This window comes from Planosporangium flavigriseum, assembly GCF_011947225.1.
GTDB classification, from domain to species: Bacteria; Actinomycetota; Actinomycetes; order Mycobacteriales; family Micromonosporaceae; genus Planosporangium; species Planosporangium flavigriseum.
In genome coordinates this window covers 180,121-203,887 of record NZ_JAATVW010000008.1, presented here as the reverse complement: position 1 = coordinate 203,887, position 23,767 = coordinate 180,121, and the positions used below count along the sequence as shown (strand labels likewise).

24 protein-coding genes are annotated in these 23,767 nt (G+C 72.1%); 8 read left to right on the top strand and 16 right to left on the bottom strand.

All coding sequences use genetic code 11. The features are described 5' to 3' along the window. Positions 1-59: 59 nt before the first annotated feature. Both HC028_RS14240 and HC028_RS14235 read left to right on the top strand, forming a co-directional pair. Positions 60-854 carry a glycerophosphodiester phosphodiesterase family protein gene (locus HC028_RS14240; protein WP_168077406.1) on the top strand — a complete coding sequence of 265 codons (795 nt, stop codon included), beginning with the start codon at positions 60-62 and terminating at the stop codon, positions 852-854. A gap of 18 nt (positions 855-872) precedes the next feature. Continuing rightward, the gene (locus HC028_RS14235) at positions 873-2,216 is read left to right on the top strand and encodes an MFS transporter (protein WP_168077404.1); all 1,344 of its coding nucleotides are present in this window, start codon (positions 873-875) and stop codon (positions 2,214-2,216) included. Positions 2,217-2,239: 23 nt separating this feature from the next. Here HC028_RS14235 and HC028_RS14230 read toward each other — a convergent pair whose 3' ends face one another. The 4 genes from HC028_RS14230 to HC028_RS14215 form a co-directional block, all read right to left on the bottom strand. Next, complete coding sequence (locus tag HC028_RS14230; RefSeq protein WP_168077471.1) at positions 2,240-3,163, bottom strand: DUF3500 domain-containing protein; 924 nt, start codon at positions 3,161-3,163, stop codon at positions 2,240-2,242. 50 nt (positions 3,164-3,213) lie between these two features. Beyond that, positions 3,214-4,182 (bottom strand): tyrosine-type recombinase/integrase, encoded by a 969-nt coding sequence (locus HC028_RS14225; protein ID WP_168077402.1) that lies wholly within the window; start codon positions 4,180-4,182, stop codon positions 3,214-3,216. A gap of 42 nt (positions 4,183-4,224) precedes the next feature. Then, a complete protein-coding gene (locus HC028_RS14220) occupies positions 4,225-4,698 on the bottom strand; it encodes a GNAT family N-acetyltransferase (protein WP_168077469.1) in 474 nt (157 codons plus the stop codon). Positions 4,699-4,789: 91 nt separating this feature from the next. After that, the gene (locus HC028_RS14215; RefSeq protein WP_168077400.1) at positions 4,790-5,638 is read right to left on the bottom strand and encodes a hypothetical protein; all 849 of its coding nucleotides are present in this window, start codon (positions 5,636-5,638) and stop codon (positions 4,790-4,792) included. A 236-nt stretch (positions 5,639-5,874) separates the two neighbouring features. On the opposite strand from HC028_RS14215, the gene HC028_RS14210 reads away from it, so the two are divergent. Both HC028_RS14210 and HC028_RS14205 read left to right on the top strand, forming a co-directional pair. After that, positions 5,875-6,546, top strand: a complete 672-nt coding sequence (locus tag HC028_RS14210) for a class I SAM-dependent methyltransferase (protein WP_168077398.1) — start codon at positions 5,875-5,877, stop codon at positions 6,544-6,546. 71 nt (positions 6,547-6,617) lie between these two features. Beyond that, positions 6,618-7,085: an HNH endonuclease gene (locus tag HC028_RS14205; protein WP_168077396.1), complete on the top strand. Its 468-nt coding sequence runs from the start codon at positions 6,618-6,620 to the stop codon at positions 7,083-7,085. A 233-nt stretch (positions 7,086-7,318) separates the two neighbouring features. On the opposite strand, the gene HC028_RS14200 is transcribed toward HC028_RS14205, so the two are convergent. From HC028_RS14200 to HC028_RS14190, 3 genes are read right to left on the bottom strand one after another with little or no spacing between them, the layout of a single operon-like run. Continuing rightward, complete coding sequence (locus tag HC028_RS14200) at positions 7,319-7,474, bottom strand: hypothetical protein (protein ID WP_168077394.1); 156 nt, start codon at positions 7,472-7,474, stop codon at positions 7,319-7,321. 3 nt (positions 7,475-7,477) lie between these two features. Further along, positions 7,478-8,671: a glycosyltransferase family 2 protein gene (locus tag HC028_RS14195; RefSeq protein ID WP_168077392.1), complete on the bottom strand. Its 1,194-nt coding sequence runs from the start codon at positions 8,669-8,671 to the stop codon at positions 7,478-7,480. Next, positions 8,665-9,432, bottom strand: coding sequence for a polysaccharide deacetylase family protein (locus HC028_RS14190; RefSeq protein ID WP_168077390.1), 768 nt, complete (start codon positions 9,430-9,432; stop codon positions 8,665-8,667). The genes HC028_RS14195 and HC028_RS14190 overlap by 7 nt, the downstream gene beginning before the upstream one ends. 346 nt (positions 9,433-9,778) lie before the next feature. Here HC028_RS14190 and HC028_RS14185 point away from each other — a divergent pair, with 346 nt between their 5' ends. The 3 genes from HC028_RS14185 (at position 9,779) to HC028_RS14175 (ending at position 11,922) form a co-directional block, all read left to right on the top strand. Then, positions 9,779-10,207: a hypothetical protein gene (locus tag HC028_RS14185; RefSeq protein WP_168077388.1), complete on the top strand. Its 429-nt coding sequence runs from the start codon at positions 9,779-9,781 to the stop codon at positions 10,205-10,207. A gap of 51 nt (positions 10,208-10,258) precedes the next feature. After that, on the top strand, positions 10,259-11,383 hold the full coding sequence (locus HC028_RS14180) for a hypothetical protein (RefSeq protein ID WP_168077386.1): 1,125 nt from the start codon (positions 10,259-10,261) through the stop codon (positions 11,381-11,383). A gap of 194 nt (positions 11,384-11,577) precedes the next feature. After that, a complete protein-coding gene (locus HC028_RS14175) occupies positions 11,578-11,922 on the top strand; it encodes an RNA polymerase-binding protein RbpA (protein WP_168077384.1) in 345 nt (114 codons plus the stop codon). A 55-nt stretch (positions 11,923-11,977) separates the two neighbouring features. Here the strand turns inward: HC028_RS14175 and HC028_RS14170 are convergent, their stop codons facing one another. From HC028_RS14170 to kdd, 9 genes are all read right to left on the bottom strand, one after another. Continuing rightward, positions 11,978-12,514, bottom strand: a complete 537-nt coding sequence (locus tag HC028_RS14170) for an FxsA family protein (RefSeq protein WP_168077382.1) — start codon at positions 12,512-12,514, stop codon at positions 11,978-11,980. A gap of 14 nt (positions 12,515-12,528) precedes the next feature. After that, complete coding sequence (locus HC028_RS14165) at positions 12,529-13,332, bottom strand: polyprenol monophosphomannose synthase (protein ID WP_168077380.1); 804 nt, start codon at positions 13,330-13,332, stop codon at positions 12,529-12,531. After that, a complete protein-coding gene (lnt, locus tag HC028_RS14160; RefSeq protein ID WP_168077467.1) occupies positions 13,329-14,942 on the bottom strand; it encodes an apolipoprotein N-acyltransferase in 1,614 nt (537 codons plus the stop codon). Before lnt ends, HC028_RS14165 begins: the two co-directional genes overlap by 4 nt. A 501-nt stretch (positions 14,943-15,443) precedes the next feature. Further along, complete coding sequence (locus HC028_RS14155; RefSeq protein WP_239075554.1) at positions 15,444-16,865, bottom strand: glutamate mutase L; 1,422 nt, start codon at positions 16,863-16,865, stop codon at positions 15,444-15,446. Continuing rightward, positions 16,862-17,245 carry a 3-aminobutyryl-CoA ammonia lyase gene (kal, locus tag HC028_RS14150; protein WP_168077379.1) on the bottom strand — a complete coding sequence of 128 codons (384 nt, stop codon included), beginning with the start codon at positions 17,243-17,245 and terminating at the stop codon, positions 16,862-16,864. Before kal ends, HC028_RS14155 begins: the two co-directional genes overlap by 4 nt. After that, positions 17,242-17,988: a lysine 5,6-aminomutase subunit beta gene (gene kamE / locus HC028_RS14145; RefSeq protein WP_168077378.1), complete on the bottom strand. Its 747-nt coding sequence runs from the start codon at positions 17,986-17,988 to the stop codon at positions 17,242-17,244. The genes kal and kamE overlap by 4 nt, the downstream gene beginning before the upstream one ends. Positions 17,989-18,103: 115 nt before the next feature. Further along, the gene (gene kamD / locus HC028_RS14140) at positions 18,104-19,663 is read right to left on the bottom strand and encodes a lysine 5,6-aminomutase subunit alpha (protein WP_168077377.1); all 1,560 of its coding nucleotides are present in this window, start codon (positions 19,661-19,663) and stop codon (positions 18,104-18,106) included. After that, positions 19,660-21,222, bottom strand: coding sequence for an amidohydrolase (locus tag HC028_RS14135; RefSeq protein WP_373313954.1), 1,563 nt, complete (start codon positions 21,220-21,222; stop codon positions 19,660-19,662). Before HC028_RS14135 ends, kamD begins: the two co-directional genes overlap by 4 nt. Positions 21,223-21,226: 4 nt before the next feature. Continuing rightward, complete coding sequence (gene kdd / locus HC028_RS14130; protein ID WP_168077376.1) at positions 21,227-22,255, bottom strand: L-erythro-3,5-diaminohexanoate dehydrogenase; 1,029 nt, start codon at positions 22,253-22,255, stop codon at positions 21,227-21,229. A 94-nt stretch (positions 22,256-22,349) separates the two neighbouring features. Between kdd and HC028_RS14125 the strand changes: the two genes are divergently transcribed. After that, a complete protein-coding gene (locus HC028_RS14125) occupies positions 22,350-23,708 on the top strand; it encodes a KamA family radical SAM protein (protein WP_168077375.1) in 1,359 nt (452 codons plus the stop codon). The last annotated feature ends 59 nt before the right edge of the window (positions 23,709-23,767 follow it).

The window sequence follows — 23,767 nt, the reverse complement described above, 5'->3', positions numbered from 1 at the left end:
GGTGCTGTGGCCGGTGGCGGGTCGACGAGGGTTCGCGGGCACCGGCACAATGGCAGGCCATGGCCGGTCATCTGTACCCGTACCTGGACGCGCCCACTCCGTTGGCGTTCGCGCACCGTGGCGGCGCGGCCATCGGGGACGAGAACACGGCCGCCGCGTTCGCGCGCTGCGTCGACCTGGGGTACCGGTACGTCGAGACCGACGTGCAGGCCACCAGGGATGGGGTGCCGGTCGTGTTCCACGACGCCACCCTCGCGCGGATGACTGGTGACCAGCGGCGGGTACGGGACGTGAGCTGGGCCGACCTCGCGTCGCTGCGGGTGGCGGGCGGCGCGATCGTGCCACGCCTGGCCGACATGCTCGATGGGTGGCCGCAGCTGCGGTTCAACGTCGACATCAAGTCCGAGCAGGCCCTGGAACCGGCGCTGGCGGTGCTGCGCCGGAGCTCGGCCTTCGACCGGGTGCTGCTCGCGTCGTTCTCCGACGACCGGCTGCGCCGGATCCGCCGCGCGTTGGGGCCGCGGGTCGCCACGTCCATGGGTATGCGTGAGGTGGCGAAGCTGTGGGCGGGTGCCCGGCTGGGCCGGGCTGTGCGGGTACCCGAGGGGGTGGTCGCCGCTCAGGTTCCGGTGCGGCACGGCCGTGTCCGGGTGGTCACGTCCCGGTTCGTCGCGTACGCGCACCGGCTGGGGCTGCAGGTCCATGTCTGGACGGTCGACGAGCCGACCCAGATACACGAGTTACTCGACCTCGGCGTGGATGGGATCATGACCGATCGCATCGAGGTGCTGCGGGACGTCTATCGCGCCCGTGGTCTGTGGCCACCGAAACAGGCCACCGAAACAGGCCGCTGAAACGAGATGAGGACGCCGATGGTCGCGGAGACCGGGGTACGTGCGGAGCTGAGCAGCCGCCGGGAGCGGATCGGCTGGTACTTCTACGACTGGGCCAACTCGGCGTTCTCCACCACGGTCGTTACGGTGTTCTTCGGCCCGTACCTGGGGTCGATCGCCGAGCACGCCGCCGACGCGAACGGGCGGGTGTACCCGCTGGGCATTCCGGTCGCGGCGGGCTCGCTGTTCGCGTACACGGTGTCCTTGTCGGTTTTTCTCCAGGTCTTCGTGTTGCCGACGGTGGGCGCGATCGCCGACCGGACGTCGAGGAAGAAGGAACTGCTGGCGCTGTTGGCCAACGTCGGCGCCGGCGCGACGATCGGCATGATGTTCGTGACCGGCGACCGCTACCTGCTCGGCGCGGTGCTGTTGCTGGTCGCCAATCTGGCGTTCGGGGCGAGCATCGTGGTGTACAACTCGTTCCTGCCGCAGCTCGCCGGGCCGGACGAGCGGGACCGGGTCTCCAGCGTCGGCTGGGCGATCGGGTACATCGGCGGCGGGCTGCTGCTCGCGCTCAACCTGGCCGTTCTCGTGATCAATCCGGCCGGCATCGGGACGGGCGAGATCGCGCGGTGGAGCATCGTGGCGGCCGGCGTGTGGTGGGCGGGGTTCACCATCATCCCGCTCGCGCGGCTGCGTAACCGGCCCGCCGTGGCGGGTGAGGCGCACGGCTCGGCGTTGCTGGACGGGTTCCGCCAGCTGGGGCGCACCCTGCGGGAGCTGAAGGCGTACCCGCTGACGCTGTTCTTCCTGGTCGCCTACCTGATCTACAACGACGGCATCCAGACGGTCATCGCCATGGCCAGTGTGTACGCCGACAAGGAGCTCGGTCTCGATCAGTCGGTGCAGATCGAGACGATCCTCCTGGTTCAGTTTTTGGCTTTCGTGGGCGCAATCGCGCTGGGGCGGCTGGCCCGCCGGTTCGGCGCGTGGAAGACGATACTGGCCAGCCTCGTGCTCTGGACGGTCGTGCTGGGGATCGGGTATTTCCTGCCGGCGAAGCAGCCGGTGGCGTTCATGCTGATGGGCCTGCTGCTGGGGATCGTGCTCGGCGGCACCCAGGCGTTGAGCCGGTCGCTGTTCAGCCAGCTGATCCCGCACGGCAAGGAGGCCGAGTACTTCGGCCTCTACGAGATCTCCGACAAGGGCACCAGTTGGCTGGGGCCGTTGCTGTTCGGGCTGGCGTACCAGCTGACCGGCAGCTACCGGGTGGCGATCGTGTCGCTGGTCGTGTTCTTCGTCGTCGGGTTCGTGGCCCTGGCCGCCGTACCGATCCGGCGCGCGATCGTGGCGGTCGGCAACACCCCGCCGCGGGTGCTGTAGCCGTCAGTGTGACTCGGCAGCCGTCAGTGTGACTCGGCTCGGTGGGCCGTCAGGACGTCCCCGCCGAAGTCGCTGTCCGGACGGCGCAGCACCGTGTGCGTGTGGTTGGCGTTGTTCTGCCGGTTGTCGTACTCGATGAGCAGGTCCGGCGCCTGGATGCGGTAGTAGTGCCCGAAGCCCGGCTGCGCCGGCCCCTCCCAGGCGAAGTGCAGTTCGCGCCGGTCGACGCGGGCCGCCTCCTGGCGGGCCAGCTCCGGCGGTAGCCGATCGAGGTACACCGCGACGAGTCGGTCGAGCAGGTCCCGCGCCGGTGGGGTGAGCCGGTGCGCCGGTACGCCCTGCGGGGTCAGCGGCGCGTCGACGTGGGGCTGCTGGCCGCTGGCGATGTCGGCGGGCGCCGTGTCGGCGGTGATGGCGCGCGTACGCCCGGCCGGGCCCATCGCGTCCAGGAGCGCCCGGGCCAGGTCCTCTTCGAGGGCGAGGGGGCGTACGACCGGGTGGCCGGCGTAGCTGACCGTCGCCGGGTTGGCGCCCAGGAACACCGGTGTCGGGTACACGCGGTCGCCGTCGACGGTCATCGTCACCGAGATGTGGTGGCCCTCGAACCGCCAGCCCCACCGGGAGTCGCCGTCCGGATCGCCGAACACGTTCACCCAGTAGTCGTTGCTGTGCCGGCCCCGACCCCAGCCCTCGGCCCGGTCGAGGACCTCCTCCAGCGCGACGATCGTCATGGCCTGCGCGTACGCGTGGGGGCTCAGCCCGGTGGCGAGCAGTCGGTGCGCCGCCTTGCGGGCCGGTACCGACAGCTCGGCGAGGCTGATCCCGGGCCGGGGGCGTGGACGGTACTCGATCCAGCGGCGCATCGTGTCGTCGGCGAACGCGTGGTAGGACGCGGCGCGTTGCCGGTCATCGAGGTGGCCCACCAGGGTAGCGGCGGCTGCGCGCATCGCGTCGGGGATTGTTTCCACGGCTCCTCCTTACCCACCGGTGCGCGATCTCAGCGGCGGTTCGCGCGGGCCGCCGCGATCGCGTACGTCGGGTCGCGGTCGAGGTTGTGGCGGTCGCGGTCGTAGCGTCGGGTGGTACGCGGGTCGGAGTGGCCCATCGCGTCCTGCACATCCTCCAACGGCACACCCTGGTCGCGGGCGGTAGTGGCGAACGCGTGCCGCAGCGAGTGCGGTGACAGCCTGGCCCAGGCCGGGATGCCGGCCTGCTTGGCCAGCCGGCGGACCAGCCGGAAGACGGCGGGCTGGCCGACGCGGCCGCCCGTCGACGTGACGAACAGCGGCCCGGCGGGCGGGCCCGGCCGGACGGCCAGGTACGCGTCGAGCGCCGCCGCGGTGCCCGGGGCGAGCGCCCGCCGGCGGGGCTTGCCGCCCTTGCCGACGAACCGCACGGTCCGGTGACCGCGCTCGTAGCCCAGGTCGGTGACGTCGAGGCCGACGAGTTCGCCGACGCGCAGCCCCAGGTCGGCCAGCAGGGTCAGCATCGCCCGGTGCCGGACCGCCTGCGGGCCGTCGTCGGCGTCGGCCGCCGCGAGCAGCGCGTCCACCTCGTCGGCGGTCAGCCCGACCGTCACAGAGTGGTCGCGCTCCACCCGGGGCCGGTCGGCGCCGGCGACCGGGTTGGCCGCGACGGCGCCGAGCCGGGCGAGGAACGTGTACCAGCTCGACAGGCCCGACAGGCGGCGGGCGACCGTGGCGGGCGTGGCCGGCCTGCTCGTCCTGCCGTCCACAATGGATTCCAGTTCGCGGGCGTACTCGTTGACGTGCAGGAACGACACGGCCAGGGGGTCGAGGTCGCGGCGGGCGCACCACTGCAGCCAGGCGTCGACGTCACGCTGGTACGCGGCGCGGGTGTGCGGCGACAGCCGCCGGTTGCGCAGCCACGCCGTGGTGAAGTCGACCAGGTCGTGGGTGCGCGCGAGGGAACCGGCGGGTGACTCGACGCGGATCGGCAGGTTCATGGGTACCGAAATCGTAGTTCAGCGGATCGGTGGTTCAGCGGATCACACGACGACCGGGCTGCGACGCTCGACGAGCACGACGTCACGCCAGCGGCCGTGCTGGCGGCCGAGGCGCTCGCGGGTGCCCACCACCCGGAACCCGACGGAGCCGTGCAGCGCGAGACTGGTCGTGTTCTCCGGGAAGATGCCCGACTGGATCGTCCAGACCCCGGCGGCTTCCGTCGAGTCGATCAGCGCGCGCAGCAGCGACCTGCCCACTCCCCTGCCACGTGCGGCCGGATGGACGTACACCGAATGTTCCACCACGCCGGCGTACACGCCCCGCTGCGACACCGCCGCGCAGGCGACCCAGCCGAGCACGTGGCCGTCGGCGTCGACGGCCACGAACCGGTGGTCGCCCGACCTGGCGGCGGTGAACCGCTGCCAGGTCGGGGGTTCGGTCTCGAACGTCGCCTCGCCGCCGTCGATGCCCATGCGGTAGATCGCCAGCACCGCGTCGGCGTGGGCGTCCTCCATCGGCACGATGCGCATCTGTTGCTGGGTTGGCACGGATCTACTGTATTTCCGGCGGTGGCTGGATGACGTCGGACGCTCCGCGCCGCCATGATTAGGCCGACATCCGCTCCCGCTGGTGCCCGTACCGCTGGCTGATCATCCGGCCGGCGGCGCTGTCGGCCGGCGGGGTCGTGCGGGCCAGGTGCAGCAGCGTGTCCAGGTTCGTCACCGCCGCACCGTCGACCGCCGCGCGGTCCATGATCCCGGCGCACGCCGCCTCCCGGTAGCCGGGATCGGCGTGCCCGGCCCGCTCCAGGACCGCCAGCACCTCGCTGCGGGCGTCGGCGATGCTGTTGCCCTGGCTGCGCTGGCTGACGATCCGCGGGCGGACGGGTTGGCTCGCCGGCGCCGGCCCCGACCGGGTAGGCACCGGGGTGGGCGCGGGCCGAGCCGGCGGGGCACTGACGAACTGGTCGTCGGTCGCATCGTCAGCGGGCCCCAGGTCGACGATGTGCTTGGCACACCGGTACTTCTTGTTGGGGTCGGTCCGGGTCTCCATGTGCTTGTAGACCGCCACCCGGTGCCCGATCAGCCGCTTGGCCGTCTCCCACAGCGCACGGCCGGTCGGCCCGTCGGTGCGGTCGGTGCGGATCATCTCGTCGGCTGGCTCGCCATCTCTGGGGACGGTGAGGGTCAGCATGGCCCGGGTGCTCGAGTGTTCGATCTCCACCGCGGTGAGGACGCCGACGAAGACCTGGGAGTTCATCAGTTCCGCAAGGCGACGGGTCAGCTCCGCCCGCGGGCCGCTCTCGATCCACAGGTCGATGGCGAGTGCCCGCACCCGCTCCATGTACTGGCTCTGGGGCTCGCCGTCCCGCATCGGCCCGACGCCCTGCACGGCCAGCGGCAACAGGCGCATGGCCAGCTCGCCCGCGTCCCGCGCGATCTGCTCCGGTGACATGGGGGCTCCAATCCCTCGTTAGTACGCATGTACGAGTGAAGTACAGCGCGAGGGTCTGACATTTTCGCGGCGCACTCGCGCCGGCCGTGCGACGAACCTAGACGTTTGACCGGTCCACCCCGCACCTGGACGATCGGCGCCGCCTCCCATTCGGCGCCGTCTCCGAGTTGGGAGGCGCGGTGGCACCGGACGCGGTATGAACGGCAGGTACCGGCCACATCGTCAAGGAGGTCACCATGTCAGACAGACCGTTCGCACGGGCAGGCGCAGACCCGGCCCTGCCAACCGCCGCGCCCGCGCGGCAGCCCCCGCCCGCCGGCAGGGGAAGCATCGCCGGCTTCGACGCCGCCTACGCGGGCACGCCCCCGTGGGACATCGGCCACCCGCAGCCGGCGCTGGTGCGCCTGGCCGACGACGGGGCGGTCCGCGGGTCCGTGCTCGACGTCGGATGCGGGACCGGCGAACATGCGCTGATGGCCGCCGCCCGCGGGCTGGACGCCACGGGAATCGACGCGTCGCCGACGGCGATCGGCCTGGCCCAGCGCAAGGCGGCGGCGCGCAACCTGCAGATCCGGTTCCTCACCTGGGATGCGCTCGATCTGTCCGCCCTCCACCAGCGGTTCGACACCGTGCTGGACTCTGGCCTGTTCCACGTCTTCGACGACGACCAGCGGCACCGGTTCGTCAACGGCCTCGCGGCCGCCGTGCCGGTCGGCGGCCGCTACATCATGCTCTGCTTCAGCGATCAGATCCCTGGCCAGTTCGGCCCCCGGCGGGTGAGCCGCGAGGAGATCCGCACCAACTTCCGCGACGGTTGGCACGTGCTGTCGATCGAAGCGACCACAATGGAGGGTACCGCCGCGGTGGGCGACACCCCCGCCTGGCTGTCGGTGATCGCGCGCAGCTGAGCCGGCCGGGCTGTCGGCGGGCACGGGTCCGCGTCACCAGACATGTGGTACTGCTCGGGTAGCGTCACCGCGTGCTCGCCGACATCAAGGGCCTGTCCAAGCACTTCACCGAGGAGAGCCTGCGCGCCCACCTCCTGGAGCGCTCGACCCGTACCGACGACGGCTGCCTGGTCGTCCGCGGCTACGGCAGCCGACGCGGTTGCCACCAGAAGGTCGCCGGGCGCGCCTGGGCGCACATCGCGGCGTACGTGGTGTTTGTCGGCGGCTACGACCCCGGCCTGGACGTCGAGCACACGTGCGGCGTGCGGGACTGCATCGCGCCCGCCCACCTGCGGCAGGTGACACGGGCGGAGACTGGCCGCAACCGGGCCCAGCGCTCGCACTGCCGCAACGGACACGCCCGGGAGCTCGACGAGGCGACCGGCCGGTACCGCCGTGCCTGTCGGCAGTGCAATCGGGACGCCCAGCGGTGCTGGCGGCAACGGGAAGCCGACGAGGTCGCGCGGGCCCGGGCCACCGCGGGGTGGCTGCCCGGCTAGTGCGCATCCAGAGCGGGACCGCCACCGGGCGGTCCCGCTCTTTCCGGCCGTTGCTACACCAGCCTGATTCATTACGGATGATAACTGGCATTATCATGTATCTGATTATTGGATTACCGGTATTGGTAATACAGATACTCCGGCGAAGGATGCGGTTCGTCTGATGCCGGAGATGGGTCAAACGCGAAGGCGCGCGGGACCCCGAGGGTCACCGCGCGCCTTTCCGCCCTGGGTCAGCCCTGCTTACGGGGCACGATCCGGAGGATCGCCGTACCGACGGCCAGCATCGCGAACGCCGCCAGCGCCATCCACACCACCGACGAGCCGGTCAGCGCCAGCGCGCCACCCGTCGTCGCCGCGCCGCCGCCGATAATCACCTTGTCGTACATTCCTTACCACCTCCTCTCTCGCATCAGCGCCGCGTCCACATAGGCCTTCGCGTGGACGAGCTGCAGGAAAATGTCGTAGAGGAGCTCGTACATGCTGGCCGCAGCGAGCATGTAGCGCCATCCCCGGTCCCGGACCGTGATGACCCGCTCCAGGACGAAGACCAGCGTCACCGCCAGCCAGATCGGCTGGAGGTGCACCTGCCCGACGCACAGCGCCAGCAGCAGCGACGCCAGGTACAGGAACGTCACGACGACCCCGAGCACGGTCAGCAGCTGTCGGCCCCAGTACGGCCAGGTGATGCGCGTGATCCCGTACTGGAAGCAGTTCTCGACCGCGCCGCGTTTCCACCGCAGCCGCTGCTTCCACAGGTCCTGCCAGCTCTGCATCACCTCGGTCGTGAGCGTGCATTCCCGCGGACTGAGCACCCGGTAGCCCAGGTGCCGGATGGCGAACGTCATCTCGTTGTCCTCGGTGAGGACGGTGGTGTCGTAGATGCCGCCGTCGCCGTCGCCGGCCGGCAGGGTGCCGTCCCGGCGCGCGGCGCTGATCCGCCGCAGCGTGGCTGCCCGGAACATCGCCGCGGTACCGGTGACCACCAGGCACTTGCCCTTCAGTCGCCGGACGTCGCGGGCGTACCGGGCGTACTCGTTGCGCTGCAGGTGGCCGACGAGACCGGCCCCCTCGGCGCCCCGGAACGTGCCGCCCACCGCACCGAGTCCCTCGTCGGCGACCAGGTGCGACACCGCTCCGGCGAGGAAGCCGGTGTCGAGCTGGCTGTCCGCGTCCTGGACCAGAACGAAGTCGTTGCCGTCCAGGTCCGGCTCGCCGGTGTGGCCCGCCCGACGCTCACCCCGGCGCCGGTCGCTCGGCCAGCCCTGATGCCCGTTGGCGGCCACCGGGGACCGCCGGTCGCGGGCGCGGCGGAAGCGCATCCGCCAGGCCTGGTTGAGCGCGCCGGCCTTCTTGTCCCGGTTGCCGGCGGTCTCGTACACCTCGGCGCCCTCCGCGGCGGCGACCGTGGCGGTGTCGTCGTCACAGTTGTCGGCGATCACGATGACCCGCCGGGGCGGCAGCGTCTGCGCCCGCAGGCCCCGCAGGGTGCTGGCGATCTGCCGCCCCTCGTTGTGCGCCGGCACCAGTACGGTCACCTTGGCTGGTGCTCGGTCCGGAGCGGCAGCTTCGGCGACCGTCACCACGCCACGGCTTTGGCGTAGAACGCCAGGTCGTGTCCGTCCGGGTTCGGTTCGCTGGTGGCGACCAGCCGGCCCGAGCACATCTTCTTGGCGCGCAGGGTCTCGGCGATGCGCGGCAGCGCGTTGACGGTCTCCGGACGTCCCAGATCGTGCATGTTGATCACGCCACCGGGTCGGGCCGTGGCCACCTGCGCGACGATGTAGTCGACGCCGACGTCCTGCCAGTCCACCGTGTCCACGGTGTACACGACCTGGGTGAGACCGGCCTGGGCGGCCGCGACGCGCAGCTGCTCGGTGGTGTTGTGGTACGGGGCGCGGTAGAACGTCGGCCGGGGCAGCCCGAGCAGCTGGATGACCTGCGCGCCGTCCTTGAGGTTCTTCAACGCGCTGTCGAGGGGCATTTCACCCAGCTTCGGGTGGTCCCAGCTGTGCGCCTGCACGCTGTGCCCCTCCGCGGCCATCCGGCGGACCAGCTGGGGGTTGTAGATGACCCGGTCGCCGACGACGAAGAACGTCGCCCGCAGACCGTGCTTGCGCAGCAGGTCGAGCAGGCGCGGGTCGAGCACGGGGTCCGGCCCGTCGTCGTAGGTCAGCGCCACGTAGCCGCCGGAACAGTCCGGAGCCGGGCGGAACGGCTTGACCGGCGCGGCGCTGGCGTTCACGGCACCGGTCATCACGGCGGTGGCCAGCACGCCGAGGGCCAACAGCGATGCGGTCGCCCGGCGGCGGCCACGCGGCGTACGGTGTTTGGCGCGGCGGAACATCGAAGGTAAATCCCCTCTGGAGAAAGCTCCTGGGGGCGCCGGTTTCGCCACTGACTCCTCGCCGGGCTGCTGCGGCGACCATGATCGCCCGGCGTCTCACTGTCTCGCCCGGACCCTTGTCGGGTCCGCTGCAACCATTCCGCAACCACCCCGCGACTTTCTGTCCAGCCGCCAGGCATAAAGCTCAGCCGATCGGATGTCGCGGACCGGGCCGGGGGCGCGCCTCGGGGGCGTTATGGGGTGATCTGTCCGTCGTGCGTGGCGGGGCCGCCGTCCGGCGCCAAGGCATTGATGCACGCCGCTAGGCGGCGGTAACGTGACGCAACGATCGAGCCCCGGAGGCGTCATGCGTACCCTCATCCTGCTGCTCGCGGCGATCGGCGCCGTCGTGGAGGCGGCCGTCCTCGGCGGATTCCTGTATGTGCTGGGCGTCATGATCGGCGAGTACTCGATGTCGATGAACGGGACGCCCCCAGCGGCCGGGCGGCTCGCGGTGTGGATCCTCGGCGCGGTGCTGGCGCTGATCCTGGCCGCTCTGGCGGTACCGCTGGTCAGGGCGGCGGTGCGGAGCCGGCCGTTGCGCCGCCCGGCGCGGGTGCTGATCGTCTGCGGCCTGGTGCTGAACGCCCTCTTCGGTGTCGTCGTCATCCTCGTCTCCGGCGGACTCGCGGTCGTCGGTGTGCTGGCCGTCTTCAGCCTGCTGCTCCTGGCGCTGCTCACCACGGGCGACGAGGCGGCTGAGCGCCCGTCCACCGAACCGGCGCCGGCGGCGTAGCCGCGTGTCCGGGCGGGGTGGCGGCCCGGCGTACCCAGTAGATTCGCGCGGGTGACCGAGCAGCTTGAATCCACCCGCCCCTGCGCGCACTGCGGCCGGCCCGTGCCGCAGCGGGACAGCGCGGGGCGCCCGTTTCGGTACTGCCGCGACAACGACGGCGCCTGCCAGTCGGCCGCCCGGGCCGCGCGGATGCGCCAGCGCAACTCGCCCGGCCTGACCGGGCAGGTCGCACGGGCGTTTGAGGTGGTCGACCGCCTCGAACAGGTCACCGAGACCCTCGCACAGGCCCTGTACGCCGAACTGTCGCCGGCGGGCGTGGAGCGGCAGGTCGCTGCGGTACGGGCGGAGGCGGCGACGGCGGTCGCGGCGGCCCACGCCGAGCGTGACGAGGCCCGCGAGGACGCCCAGTCGGCGCGGCGGCAGGCAAGGACGGCCCGGGATGCCGCGGACGCCGCCCTCGCCGCCGCGGAACGGGCCCGCGACGAGGCCGGCGAGACGGTCGCGCAGGTCAGGGCCGACGCCGCGGGGGCGGTACGCAGCGCCCGCGCCGAGGCGGAAAAGGCGATCGAGGCGGCCCGGGACGAAGCAGCGGAGTCGATCAAGGTCGCCCGCGCGGACGCCGACCGGGCCGAGGCCGACGCGGTGGCCGCGCGGGAGGCCGTGGACCGGGCGGCTGCCACCGCCCAGCGGGCGTTCGCGGAGCGTGACGAGGCCCGGTCGCGGGCCGCGGCCGCCGAGGCGCTGCGGGTCGACGCCCACGCCGACCGGGAAGCCGCGCGCCAACAGGCCGCCGACGCCGAGGCCGCCCGCGCGGCCGCCGTCCGGGACGCCGACACCGCCGCCCGCGACCGCGACGAGGCGGTCCGGGCCCGAGACCAGGCAGCGGAGGAGATCAGGACCACCCGCGCCGCCCACGACCGGGCGCTGGCCCGGGCGGAGGCCGCCGAGACGGAGTCGACCCGGCTCCGCGACGAGGTGTCGCAGGCGCAGCGGGAGGTGGCCAAGCTGGCCGCTGAACTCGCCGCCGCGCAGACCCGCGCGGAGGAGCTGCGGGGCAGGCTGCGCGCCGTCGAGACCGACCGCGACGCGGTACGCGCGGAACTGTCGGGCGCCCACGCCCAGGTGGGCCGGTTGAGTGAACAGGTGGCGAACCTTGCCGCGGCGCTTGCGCCGTGAGATTGCCTACCAAGGTCACAGAGCGTACGATTCGCCGCCGCAGATGAATCATGAGTAAAATGGAACAACCGACTCGCTGGCGGCACGACCGCGGCTGTTGAGACCGACAACCGCTCGCCGGCCCGGGAATGGTCAGACCGGCCCGCGTCGTTGAACCGTACGAACCGCACACTACCCGAAGGGGAAGATCCGATATGGGCGAGCGCATGTTGCGCGGAAGCCGCCTCGGAGCCGTCAGCTACGAGTCCGACCGCAATACCGAGCTGGCGCCGCGACAGACCCGCGAGTACCTGTGCGCCAAGGGCCACCAGTTCGAGGTGCCCTTCGCCGTCGACGCCGAGGTCCCGATGACCTGGGAGTGCAAGTTCGACGGCAGCGTCGCACGGCTGGTCGACGGCAACGAGCCGGAGCAGAAGCGGGCCAAGCCGCCGCGCACCCACTGGGACATGCTGCTGGAGCGGCGTTCGATGGAAGAGCTGGACGAGATCCTCGCCGAGCGGCTCCAGGAGATCCGCACCCGGCGCGGCCGCGCGGACTGACCACACCACACCTCACAACAGCCGCCCGACATCACGTCGGGCGGCTGTTGTCGTATTAGTCGGTCCTTCCGTCGCCATCGACGATCTCGCCCTCGATGGCGGTCGTCCCCCGCGGCGGTGGCGGTGGCGGTGGTGGTGGTGGTGGAGGAGGGCCGGCACGTCGACGCGGGCGTACCCGCACCCGCACCCGCCGCGGGCCGAACAGGGTGCCGGCCAGGGTGGCTGAGGTGCGCCGCTCGACCGAGCGTTCCAGCCGGTCGCGGGCGTACCAGCGCAGCGGCGTCGTGAGTAGCGCCGCGCCGAGCAGGCCGGTGACGAACCCCGGCACGGCCAGCAGCAGCGCCCCGATCAGCCCGACGAGGCCGTCGGTGGCCTGCCGGCCCGGGGGACGACCCTCCTCGGCGGCCGCGTGGAAGCGCCGCCACGCCCGTAGCCCCTGCCGGGGCACCAGCCACGCGCCGAGCGCCGACACGACCAGCAGCGCGGCGAGCGCCCATCCCCATCCGACGAGCTTGGCCACCGCCACGAAGACGGCGATCTCCACCACGATCGTCCCGATCATGGCCAGACCGATCAGCGGTACGCGACGCATGCGGTACTCCGTGCCTAGCCGGGGCGCTTCTGGCCGCCGCCGAGCGCCCGCTTCACGCTCCCCAGGCGCGCCTGGGCGCCCCACACGGTCACCCGTACCAGCGCCTCACGCACGATGGTGGAGCTCATCTTGCTCGCCCCGCGTTCCCGCTCGGCGAACGTGATCGGCACTTCGACGATGCGGAAACCGTGCCGGTAGGCGCGCCAGCCCAGGTCGATCTGGAAGCAGTACCCCTGGGAGGCCACCTGGTCGAGTTCGAGCTTGTCGAGCACCGGCATCCGGTACACCCGGTAGCCGGCGGTGGCGTCGCGCACCGGGTACCCCATCGCCATCCGGGTATACAGCGACGCGCCGCGCGACAGCACCAGCCGGCGCACCGGCCAGTTGATGACCTTGCCTCCGCGCACCCACCGCGAGCCGATCACCACGTCGGCGTCGCGGCCGGCGTCGAGCAGCCGGGGCAGCTCCTCGGGGGCGTGTGAGCCGTCGGCGTCCATCTCCACCACCGCGTCGTAACCACGCTCGCGCGCCCAGCCGAAACCGGCGATGTACGCCGCGCCGAGGCCCTGCTTGCCGGGGCGGTGCAGGACGTGGATCTGCGGGTCGGCGGCGGCCAGCTCGTCGGCGATGGCGCCGGTGCCGTCGGGGCTGTTGTCGTCGGCGATCAGCACGTCGACGGCGGGCGCCGCGCGCCGGACACGGTCGACGATGACCCGGATGTTGTCGGACTCGTTGTACGTGGGGATCACGACGAGCACCCGGCCGACGCCGGGGTAGCCCCCCGCCGACTCCTGCGGCGTATTGGTGCTCCCGGTCACGTTTCCCCCTCGCTGTCAAGCTCGTTATCAGCTGTGACGGACCGCGGGCTTCGCACAACAGCCGCGCCGACCAGCACGATGGCGGCGGCGCCCAGCATCACGTACTCCGGGACCGCCCCCAGTCTGGTTGCAAGCGTACGGGTACGGCTCAACGTCAGCTCGCGCGACTCGGCGGCCGCGGTGTTGAATCCGGTCGCGGAATGTACCCGCCCGTCGGCGGTGACGAAGCCGGAGATCCCGACGGTGGAGACCATCATCGCGTCGCGGCCGTGCTCGACGGCCCGCAGCCGCACCATGGCCAACTGCTGGCCCGCCTCGTCGGCGTCGAACGTCGCGTTGTTGGTCTGGGTGACGATCAGTTCGGCGCCACCGGTGACCGTGTCGCGCACCAGACCGTCGTAGGCGACCTCGAAGCAGATGACGTCGCCCACCCGCGCCGGGCCGACGCGCAGCACGCCGGCCCGGTCGCCGGCCAGGAAGTCGGCGCGCACCAGGTCGACCTTGGTGGTGACCTTGCGGGCGAGCGCGCGCATCGGCACGTACTCGGCGAACGGCACCGGGTGGCGCTTGACGTACGTGTCGACCGGTCCGCCGGTCGGCAGCCAGACCAGGCCGACGTTGCGTACCCGGTCGCCGGGGCCCTGCAGCAACGAACCGACCAGGATCGGCGCGTCGACGGCTTGGGCGGCCCGGGTGATGAGCTCCCCGGCGACCGGGTCGGCGACGGGGTCGACGTCACTGGCGTTCTCCGGCCAGATCACCAGGTCGGGCCGGGGCGCGGTGCCGGCGGCGACCTTGCGGGCCAGCTCCTCGGTGCCGGTGACGTGGTTGCGCAGCACCTGCTGGCGCTGGGCGTTGAAGTCCAGGCCGAGCCGGGGCACGTTGCCCTGCACGAACCCGACCGTGACCGTCCGCCCGTCCGGACGGCCGACGGGTACGACCGCGGCGAGCCCGACCACGCCGGCCGCGGCGAGCAGGAGCGCCGCGCGCCGCGCGACGGCGACCGAGCCGCGGAGAACAGCCGCGGCGATCAGGCCACCGACAAGGGCGACCGCGAACGTGACGGCCGGCGCGCCGCCCAGCGCGGCCAGGCGCAGCAGCGGCGAATCGGCCTGGCTGAACGCCAACCTCGCCCACGGGAACCCGCCGAACGGGGTCCGGTCGCGCAGGGCCTCCTGCGCGACCCACAACACGGCGGTCACCGGCGCCAGCAGCCCCGGCCACCGGCGCACCAGCCGGCCGGCGGCGGCGAGCGCGCCGCCCAGCAGCGCGACGTAGAGCGTCTGCAGCCCGGACAGCAGCAGCCAGGGCGTCCAACCGACCTGGGTGTTGGTCCAGTGCAGCAGTGGGGTGAAGAACGCGGCCCCGGTCACCGCGCCCAGCGCCAATCCGCCGGTGACGCGGCGGCCGTGCACGGCGATCGTCAACAGCGCCACCCCGACCGGCGCGAGCCACCACAGGTTGTACGGCGGGAACGACGCCAACAGCGCCAGCCCGGCCGCAGCCGCCGCCAGGACGGGCAGGATCCGGCGTACGGGTACTTGGGTGCGAGGAGCGGCCGGGTGACCGACCCGGGAGTCCGCCGGCGCCGGCTGCGACGCCGCGTCCATGCCTACCGCCGTCACGTGGGCCTCTCTCGATGGTGCTCAAGCCTGCCCATTGTGCCCGCTGTCACCGCCATGCGCCGGGAGGGGCGCGATGAGAGGGGGCCCAGGAACGGAAATCGGGGCGCGGCCGTAGCCGCGCCCCGTGCTCCCAGGTCCTGCCCGGCCGGAGTGGCAGAGCACCAAACACGACCTTCGTTCCGGCCAGGAACGGACCGGCTGCCCGCGACTGGCTCGTTGTCTACTGACCGTGTGTAACCCCCTGCCCGTACCGGAACGCGGCCGGTTCGCGCCGCCCCGCCGACCCCCGCTCGCTGGACCTGGCACGCGCCGGATGGCTCGGCGTACGGCCAGCGAACGAAGAGGCAAAGCGAACAACAGTCGCTTTCCGAAGTAGGACTCAAAGAAGGTACGCGACCCACCCCTGCCGCTGTCAACGGGTCAACCGGGTATCCCCCGATCGGGGCGGCGTGTCGCACTTGGCGTGTCTCGCCGCTGTGACGACCCCTACAGTTCCCGTCGCGCCAGCGCCATGGCGGCGTAGGGAAAATCCGCGGCGAGCAGCCCGACGGCGGCCAGCACATAGGCCCGGTCCACGCGCGGCGTCGCCGCCTTCGGCAGCCGCCATCCGCCGGCGTGGTCAGACAGGACCGCCTCCAGGGCCGCCACCGACGCGCGGGCCGGGGCGTGCCGCAGCACCCCGCCCGACCCGATCAGCAGCCGTACCGCGCCAAGATCCTTGCCGCCGCGCCGGACCGTCGCGCTGGCCGCAGGCCCCAGAGTACGGTCGCCGACGGTCTCGCCGCGGGCGTGGCGGCGCAGCGCCACCACGGCGGCCAACTCGGCGAGCCGAAGATCGACCTCCGGTGACTCGGCGATCAGGTCCGGATCGGCCGCCCGAGCCTCGGCGGCCGCGGCGAGCGACTCGGCCTCGGCGTCGCCGATCAGCTTCTCCGCCCGCGCCGCGACGACCACGCCGGGCGCGCTCCACCGCACGCCCAGGTCGCCTTCGACGGTACGGCTGCGCCACAGCACCCCGGCGACCTCCCGGCCCGGCCCGGCCGACCGTTCGGCGTCGGGCACGATCACCGAGTACACGTCGGTGGTGGCCCCGCCGACGTCGACCACGGCGAAGTCGCCGGGGGCGCTGTCAGCACTGTCGGCGTTGTCGGCCAGCAGCTCCACCGCGGTCAGCACGACATCCGGGGTGGCGCCACGGACCAGGCGGGCGAAGCGGGGATCGCGCGACAGCCCCTTGCCGCTGATGACGTGGCGCAGGAACACCTCCCGGATCGCGGCCCGCGCCGGCTGCGGCGCGAGCACCCCGATGCGGGGCAGCACGTTGTCGGTCGCGACGACCGGGACGCTCTTCGCGCGCAGCGCCGTGACCACGTCGTCGCGGGCATCGGCGTTGCCGGCCACCACGACCGGCACCCGCAGCCGCGCGGCGGCCAGCCGCGCGGCGTTGTGGCGTACGGTTTCGGCGTCGCCGCCGTCGGTGCCGCCCACCAGCAGCACCACGTCCGGTTGCGCCGCCCGTAGCGCCGTCACCCCGGCCGTGTCCAGGCGCCCGGCGGCCACGTGCACCACCCGCGCCCCGGCGCTCGTGGCGACCCGGTGCGCGGCCTCCGCGCTGACCAGAGCCTCGTAGCCGACCACGGCCAGGCGCAGCCCGCCACCGGCCGACGAGCACGCGTACCGGGTCGACAGGTCGTGGCCGGGCAGCCGCTCCGCGACGTCGGCGACGCACGCGTCGAGGCCGTGCATGACGTCGGTGCCGGCGGTCGTCGGGTGCGACGCGGTCACGACGAGCGTCCCGTCGGTCACGTCGACCACGGCGACCTTCGTGTAGGTCGACCCGATGTCGGCGCAGACGGCCAGGGGCGTGCCCGGCGCGGGCCGGGTCCGCACGTCGACGCGGGCGGTCACGGGCGCGGCGGGACGACCACGGTGCCGGTGGCCGTGACGGCGACGATCGGCGGGTCGAGGACCTCAGCCGCGGAGTCACCCTTGTCCGGGTTGCCGCGGCAGACGACCGCGCAGGTGAAGTCGACGGTGCGGCTGCGGGTACCCATGCGGGTGACCGTCGCGGTCACTTCGAGGACGTCGCCGGCCCGTATCGGCGCGGTGAACTGCACGTCGGAGTACGAGGCGAACAGGCCCTCGTCGCCGTCGGTGCGGATGCACACCTCGGTGGCGACGTCGCCGAACAGTCCGAGGGCGTACGCGCCGTCGACGAGGTTGCCGGCGTAGTGGGCGTGCGAGGAGGGCACGTAACGCCGGTGGGTGACGGTCAGACCAACGCTCATGCTGCCTTCGCTTTCTGCGTGATCAACGCGTGGACGAGGTAGCTGGCCACCTCGCGCGGGGTAGTGCCGCGCCCGAAGATCCGGTTGACGCCCAGTTCGGCGGCCATCAGCTCGTCGAAGCGGGGACCACCGACGACCAGCAGCGGCCGGCGGTCGGCCGGCACCGCCTCCCGGAACGCCGCCGACATCTCCCGGGTGTTGTGCAGGTGCGCGTCGCGCTGGGTGACGACCTGGCTGACCAGGACCGCGTCGGCCTTCTCCGCCCGGGCGGCCTCGACGAGGTCGGGCACGGCCACCTGGGAACCCAGGTTGACCACCCGCAGCTCCCGGTAGTACTCCAGGCCCTTCTCCCCCGCGATCCCCTTGACGTTGAGGATCGCGTCGATGCCGACCGTGTGCGCATCCGTACCGATGCAGGCCCCGACCACGACGAGCTCGCGCCGCAGCCGCCGCTTCACCAGCGCGTTGACCTCATGGGGCGACAGCAGCGGGAAGTCCCGCTCGGCGACGACGACCTCGGACAGGTCGACGAGGTGGTTGACCCGCCCGTACACCACGAAGAACGTGAAGCCTTCGCCCATCTGCTTGGCGTGCACCACCATCGCCGGGTCCAGGCCCATCTTGCCCGCCAACTGCAGCGCCGCGCCCTCGGCGCGCTTGTCGCACGGCACCGGCAGGGTGAACGACAGCTGCACCATGCCGTCGCCGGTGGTGTCCCCGTAGGGGCGGATGACGGTGCTCATGAACTCTCCGCAGTTTGGGCGAAGTTGCTGCTATCCGCCGGCCGGTAGCCGCAGTTACGGCGAAACTGCGCGGATCTTGGGCGCGGGCTTGAGCGCCGGCGTGGGCGTGGGGCGCTCACTGCTCGCCCTCCAGGATCTCCGTGGCCGGGTTGTAGTAGCCGGCCTCGTGGCGGGCCACGCCGTCGAGGCCCTTGCCCCGGTCGGCCGGGCGCTTGGTGATCCCGAACGTGCCGTCGGCGATCGCGTTCAGCAGCGTGTCGTCCACGATCCGCTCCAGCAGGTCCACCGCCTCACCCAGAACATGGTTCGCGCGCCGCTGGATGAATCCGCCGGGCGCCGGCACGAAGTCCTCGTGCAGCCCACCGGCGGCGTTCAGCACGTACCGGACGTTCTGCAGGGCGATGTCCCGGTCCGACAGCCACGGCGTCACCACCGCCTCGGTCATCATGCCCACCAGCAGGATGCCCTGCCCGGTCATGGTGCCGGCCAGGTTGAAGAACCCGTCGAGCAGGTTGCCGCGGAACACGTCGCCGGTCATGTGCTTGGTGGGCGGCATCCACTTCAGCGGCGCGTGCGGGAACAGCTCCCGTGCCAGCAGCGCGTGCGCGAGTTCGAGGCGGAACGACTCCGGCAGGTCGGGGTTGATCTCGAAGGCGTGACCCAGGCCGAGCTGCCAGTCCGCAAGCCCCGCCTCGTGGGCGAAGTACTCGTTGAGCAGCTGCGACACGGTGACGGTGTGCGCGGCCTCGACCGCGTCGGCGGTGGTCAGGTAGTTGTCCTCACCGGTGTTGATGATGATCCCGGCCCGGGCGTGGATCTGCCGGGAGAACCGCTGGTCGACGAAGGTGCGGATGGGGTTGATGTCGCGGAACAGGATCCCGTACATCGAGTCGTTGAGCATCATGTCCAGCCGTTCCAGGCCGGCCAGGGTGGCGATCTCCGGCATGCACAGGCCGCTGGCGTAGTTGGTCAGCCGCACGTAGCGGCCCAACTCGCGCGACGACTCGTCGAGGGCCGCTCGCATCAGGCGGAAGTTCTCCTGGGTGGCGTACGTGCCGGCGAACCCCTCGCGGGTGGCGCCCTCCGGTACGTAGTCCAAAAGGGACTGCCCGGTCGACCGGATCACGGCGATGATGTCGGCGCCTTCCCGCGCGGCGGCCTGCGCCTGCGGGATGTCCTCGTAGATGTCGCCGGTGGCGACGATCAGGTAGATCCAGGGTCGTTGGTCGGGGTCGCCGTGGCGTTTGATCAGCCGGTCTCGCTCGGCGCGGCGCTTGTCGATCCGCGTGATGCCCGCCCCGACCGCCCGCCGGGCTGCGCGCCGCGCCGCCGTCGCCGCCCTCCCCGAGGGCACCTCGAAGCGCACCGACCCGGCGGCCGCCTTCTGCGCCAGCAACGTCAGATCGTCCACGCCTTCGCGGGTGGCGGCTTCGACGACCGGCAGCGCCACCCCGTGGCCCAGGCCGACGTCGGCCACCACCGCGTCGACCAGGCGGTTGACCAACGGGATGCCGTCGGCGTCGGCGCCGGTCACCCCGGCCAGCCGCAGCACCGCCCGCTCCACCGACACGGTCGTGTGGCTGCGCGCCAGGTCCACCACCGGCTTGCCGGCCCTGCGGGCCAACTGCCGCGCCCGGCGAACGAGGGCCGGGTCGAGGTCGAGTTTTCCGCTCACGCGTCCTCCACGTCGTAGATCACCTCGCCGCGCAGCACGGTGCGCCGGCACACCGGCAGCGCCGGCGCCGATTCCTCCGGCGAATCCGGGGCCAGCACCGGCAGGCCGCCCTGCAGCGGCCCGGCCACGTCCCACACCGCGAACGTCGCCGACGTCCCAGGGGCGAGGCGGCCGTCGGCGTCGAGCCCGGCCGCCCGCCAGCCGCCCCGGCTGTGCGCGGCGAACGCCGTCCGGGTGCTCACCCGGTACACCGGGTTGTGGTGGGTGGCCGCCGCGCGGATCGTTCCCCACGGGTCCAGCGGCGTCACCGGCGAGTCCGAACCGAACGCGAGGGCCACCCCGACGCCGGCGAGGGCGCCCAGCGGGTTGGACTCCAGCGACCGGGCGACGCCGAGGCGCTGCGCGTACATGCCGTGCTCGCCGCCCCAGAGCCGGTCGAACGCCGGCTGCACGCTGGCGGTGATCCCGTACTCGACGAGCCCGCGGATCAGGTCCCGGTCGAGGATCTCCAGGTGCTCGATGCGGTGCCGCCCGGCTCGCAGCGCGTCGATACCGACCTGCCGCGCGGCCAGACCGAACCCGTCGAGGACCGTGCCGATCGCCGCGTCCCCGATGGCGTGGAACCCGCCCTGGACCCCTTCGCGTACGCAGCCGACCAGGTGCTTGGCCACCTGCTCAGCGCTGACGTACCCATGGCCGGAGGTGTCGGCGTCCAGGTAGGGCGAGCGCAGGTGGGCCGTGTGCGATCCGAGCGCCCCGTCGGCGTACAGGTCGCCACCGGCCCCGACCGCGCCCAGCTCGCGGGCCTTCGCGGCCGCGCCCAGCTCACCCCAGTACCCGTACACCTCGGGCAGGTCACCCTCGGCCGGCAGTGCGAGGAGAGCCTGGAAGCCCTCCTCGTCGGACGTGCCCGGCCCGCCGCACTCGTGCACCGCCGCGATCCCCAGCGACGCGGCGTGCCGCAGCGCCGTTTCCTGCGCCCGGCGGCGCTGCGTGGCGCCGATCGACCCGTGGGCGATGCCGCGCACCACGTGATGGGCGTCCCGGCGCAGCCAGCCGTCGGACGCGTAGCCCGGCACGTCCGGGGACACCCTCGCCAGCAGCGGCGACGAGACGATCGCCGAGTGCACCGACGCCTGCGACAGGTACACCATTCGGCCGCCCGCCGCGCGGTCCAGCTCTGCCGCCGCCGGTGGCCGCTGGTCGACCCAGCCCGACTCGTCCCAGCCGTGCCCGACCACGACCGCGTCACCGGGCAGGTCCGCAGCGTGCCGGCGCACCGCGTCGAGGACGTCCTCCCGCGACCGGGTGGCGGCCAGGTCGAGTCCCAGCAGGGTGAGGCCGGTGTCGAACGCGTGCACGTGCGCGTCGACGAACGCCGGCGCGATCAGCGCGCCGGCGACGTCGACGACCCGGTCGGCGGCCGGCGCCCCGGTGTCGGCGCCAAGCCAGGCGATCCGGCCGTCGGTGACGAGCAGCGCGGTCGAACCGGGCACGGACGCGCTGTAGATCCGCCCGTTGCGGTAGAGCGTGGAGGGGGTCATGGCGGAGGGGGTCATGGCCTCAGTCTGCCGCCAGCCGCGCCGCGAACAGATCCCGCACCGCCGGCACACCCCGCAGCAGGTCCAGCGCGAAGTCGGCGTGGCCCGGCGCGTACCCGTTGCCGATCAGCATGGTCACGTCCGCAGCCAGGCCCTCCGCCCCCAGCGCAGCGGCCGGGAACGACGTGGCCATCGAAAAGAAGATCACGGTACCGCCGTCGGCCGTCGACAGGATCGCCCCGTGCTCGCAGCCGGGCACGTCCACGCACACCACGGTCACGTCCGCCGGCCCGCCCAGGGCCTCGGTCACGGCTCTGCTCAGCGCAACCGGGTCACGGGCGTCGGCGAGAGCCACCGCGTTCGCCAGACCGGCCTTCGACAGCAGGTCGCGCTCCGCGGTCGTGGGGACCACCCCGACGGTACGGGCGCCGGCGCGCCGGGCTGCGGCGAGCGACAGACAGCCGCTCTTGCCCGCACCGCCGATGACTGCCACGGTCGGATGGCCGTAACGCCGGACGACCCGGTCGGTCAGCGCGGGCGCGCCGCACACGTCGAACACGGCCAGAGCCAACTCCGCAGGCAGGTCGTCGGGGAGCACCGCCGCGATCGACCGTCCGAACAGGATCGCGTGCCCGTCACAGGGCACCTGCTCGCTCAACCCGTCCCAGCTTCTCAACCCGTCGGTGATCTTGAGTGGGGTCAGCGTCAACGACACCAGCGTGGCGACCCGGTCGCCAGGTTTGAGGCCCAGCGACGACTCCGGGCCGACCTCGTCGACCGTACCGATGAGCATGCCACCGGAGCCGGTGACCGGGTTGTGCATCTTGCCCCGAGCCTCAATGATCGCGAGCACCTCGGCCCGCACGCTCTCGCCGTCACCGGCGTGCTTCGTGGCCAGCTGCCGGAAGCTCGCCGCGTCCAGGTTGAGCCGCTCGACCCGGACCCGCACCTCGTCCGGTCCGATCTCCGGACGGCTGTCCAGTCGGTCGGCCGCCTGGGGCAGCACGCCGCGCGGCGCGAGTACCCGATGCAGCCCGACGGGCGAGGTCATGAAAACTCCTACGTTTAATCCGGGCAGTGACGAGAATTCTTCCCGCAGGTTAATCTATCGGCCGTAGATTCTCCATTCTCTCTAAGGAGGCGCGGTGAACGAACCCGGCCAGCCCTACCTGTACCAGCGACGCACGCTGGTCGAACCGGACTGGACCCGGCTGCCCGGCTGGCGCCACGTCACCCGCGAGCAGTGGGAATCCGCCCGGTGGCAACGAGCCAACTGCGTCAAGAACGTCAAGCAGCTGCGGACCGTCCTCGGCGACCTCGTCGACGAGGCCTTCTACACCGACCTCCTCGAAGACCAGCAGCGACTCGCCACCATGTCCATGTTGGTCACCCCGCAGATGCTCAACACGATGGTGCCGACAGCGACCCCGGACACCGACAGGTTCTACGCCGACCCGGTACGCCGGTACATGATCCCCGTCGCCTCCGACCGGCGCCCCGACTGGCCCTCCCACCCGTACGCCACCCGCGACTCCCTCCACGAGCACGACATGTGGGTCGCCGAAGGGCTCACCCACCGCTACCCCACCAAGGTCCTCGCCGAACTGCTCCCCACCTGCCCGCAGTACTGCGGGCACTGCACCCGGATGGACCTCGTCGGCAACTCCACCCCAACCGTGGACAAGCTCAAGCTGACACTGAAGCCGGTGGACCGCTATGAGGGCATGATCGCGTATGTGAAGACCCACCCCGGTGTGCGCGACGTCGTCGTCTCCGGCGGCGACGTCGCCAACGTGCCGTGGCGAAACCTCGAGTCGTTCCTCATGCGACTGCTCGACATCGAGACCATCCGCGACATCCGCCTGGCCACCAAGGCCCTGATGGGCCTGCCGCAGCACTGGCTGCAGCCCGACGTCGTCGAAGGCATGGAACGCGTCGCCCGTACCGCCGCCCGCCGCGGCGTCAACCTCGCCATCCACACCCACGTCAACCACGCGCAGTCGCTGACGCCCCTGGTCGCCCGCGCGGCGCGGACCGCCCTCGAAGTCGGCGTCCGCGACGTCCGCAACCAGGGCGTCCTCATGCGCGGCGTCAACGCCACCAGCGCCGACCTGCTCGACCTGTGCTTCGCGCTGCAGGGAGAGGCAGGCATCCTGCCGTACTACTTCTACCTGTGCGACATGATCCCCAACGCCGAACACTGGCGCGTCGCCGTCTGGCAGGCACAGCAACTGCAGCACGACATCATGGGCTACCTGCCCGGCTACGCCACACCGCGGATCGTGTGCGACGTCCCGTTCGTCGGCAAGCGCTGGGTCCACATGCTCACCGAGTACGACCGCGAACACGGCATCTCGTACTGGACCAAGAACTACCGCACCTCGATCGAGTCCGCCGACCTCGACGCCCTGGACCGCCGGTACCCGTACTACGACCCGATCGACACGCTGCCCGAGTCCGGAAAGAAATTCTGGCGCAAGCAACAGGCGACCGTCGCCGTCTGACGCGCCTGAGCTGCGAAGAATTGGCCCTACCTCCGGAGTTGGCGGTGGGGCCAATTCGC

What these genes read in the sequence shown, in the direction of transcription:
- HC028_RS14240 (WP_168077406.1), top strand. Translation starts at nt 60, where the DNA reads ATGGCCGGTCATCTGTACCCGTACCTGGACGCGCCCACTCCGTTGGCG.
- HC028_RS14225 (WP_168077402.1), bottom strand. Translation starts at nt 4,182, where the DNA reads ATGAACCTGCCGATCCGCGTCGAGTCACCCGCCGGTTCCCTCGCGCGC.
- lnt (WP_168077467.1), bottom strand. Translation starts at nt 14,942, where the DNA reads ATGGACGCGGCGTCGCAGCCGGCGCCGGCGGACTCCCGGGTCGGTCAC.
- kamE (WP_168077378.1), bottom strand. Translation starts at nt 17,988, where the DNA reads ATGAGCACCGTCATCCGCCCCTACGGGGACACCACCGGCGACGGCATG.
- kal (WP_168077379.1), bottom strand. Translation starts at nt 17,245, where the DNA reads ATGAGCGTTGGTCTGACCGTCACCCACCGGCGTTACGTGCCCTCCTCG.
- HC028_RS14230 (WP_168077471.1), bottom strand. Translation starts at nt 3,163, where the DNA reads ATGCGCGCAGCCGCCGCTACCCTGGTGGGCCACCTCGATGACCGGCAA.
- HC028_RS14170 (WP_168077382.1), bottom strand. Translation starts at nt 12,514, where the DNA reads ATGCGTCGCGTACCGCTGATCGGTCTGGCCATGATCGGGACGATCGTG.
- HC028_RS14175 (WP_168077384.1), top strand. Translation starts at nt 11,578, where the DNA reads ATGGGCGAGCGCATGTTGCGCGGAAGCCGCCTCGGAGCCGTCAGCTAC.
- kdd (WP_168077376.1), bottom strand. Translation starts at nt 22,255, where the DNA reads ATGACCTCGCCCGTCGGGCTGCATCGGGTACTCGCGCCGCGCGGCGTG.
- HC028_RS14210 (WP_168077398.1), top strand. Translation starts at nt 5,875, where the DNA reads ATGTCAGACAGACCGTTCGCACGGGCAGGCGCAGACCCGGCCCTGCCA.
- HC028_RS14135 (WP_373313954.1), bottom strand. Translation starts at nt 21,222, where the DNA reads ATGACCCCCTCCGCCATGACCCCCTCCACGCTCTACCGCAACGGGCGG.
- HC028_RS14215 (WP_168077400.1), bottom strand. Translation starts at nt 5,638, where the DNA reads ATGTCACCGGAGCAGATCGCGCGGGACGCGGGCGAGCTGGCCATGCGC.
- HC028_RS14220 (WP_168077469.1), bottom strand. Translation starts at nt 4,698, where the DNA reads ATGGAGGACGCCCACGCCGACGCGGTGCTGGCGATCTACCGCATGGGC.
- HC028_RS14200 (WP_168077394.1), bottom strand. Translation starts at nt 7,474, where the DNA reads ATGTACGACAAGGTGATTATCGGCGGCGGCGCGGCGACGACGGGTGGC.
- HC028_RS14190 (WP_168077390.1), bottom strand. Translation starts at nt 9,432, where the DNA reads ATGTTCCGCCGCGCCAAACACCGTACGCCGCGTGGCCGCCGCCGGGCG.
- HC028_RS14235 (WP_168077404.1), top strand. Translation starts at nt 873, where the DNA reads ATGGTCGCGGAGACCGGGGTACGTGCGGAGCTGAGCAGCCGCCGGGAG.
- HC028_RS14185 (WP_168077388.1), top strand. Translation starts at nt 9,779, where the DNA reads ATGCGTACCCTCATCCTGCTGCTCGCGGCGATCGGCGCCGTCGTGGAG.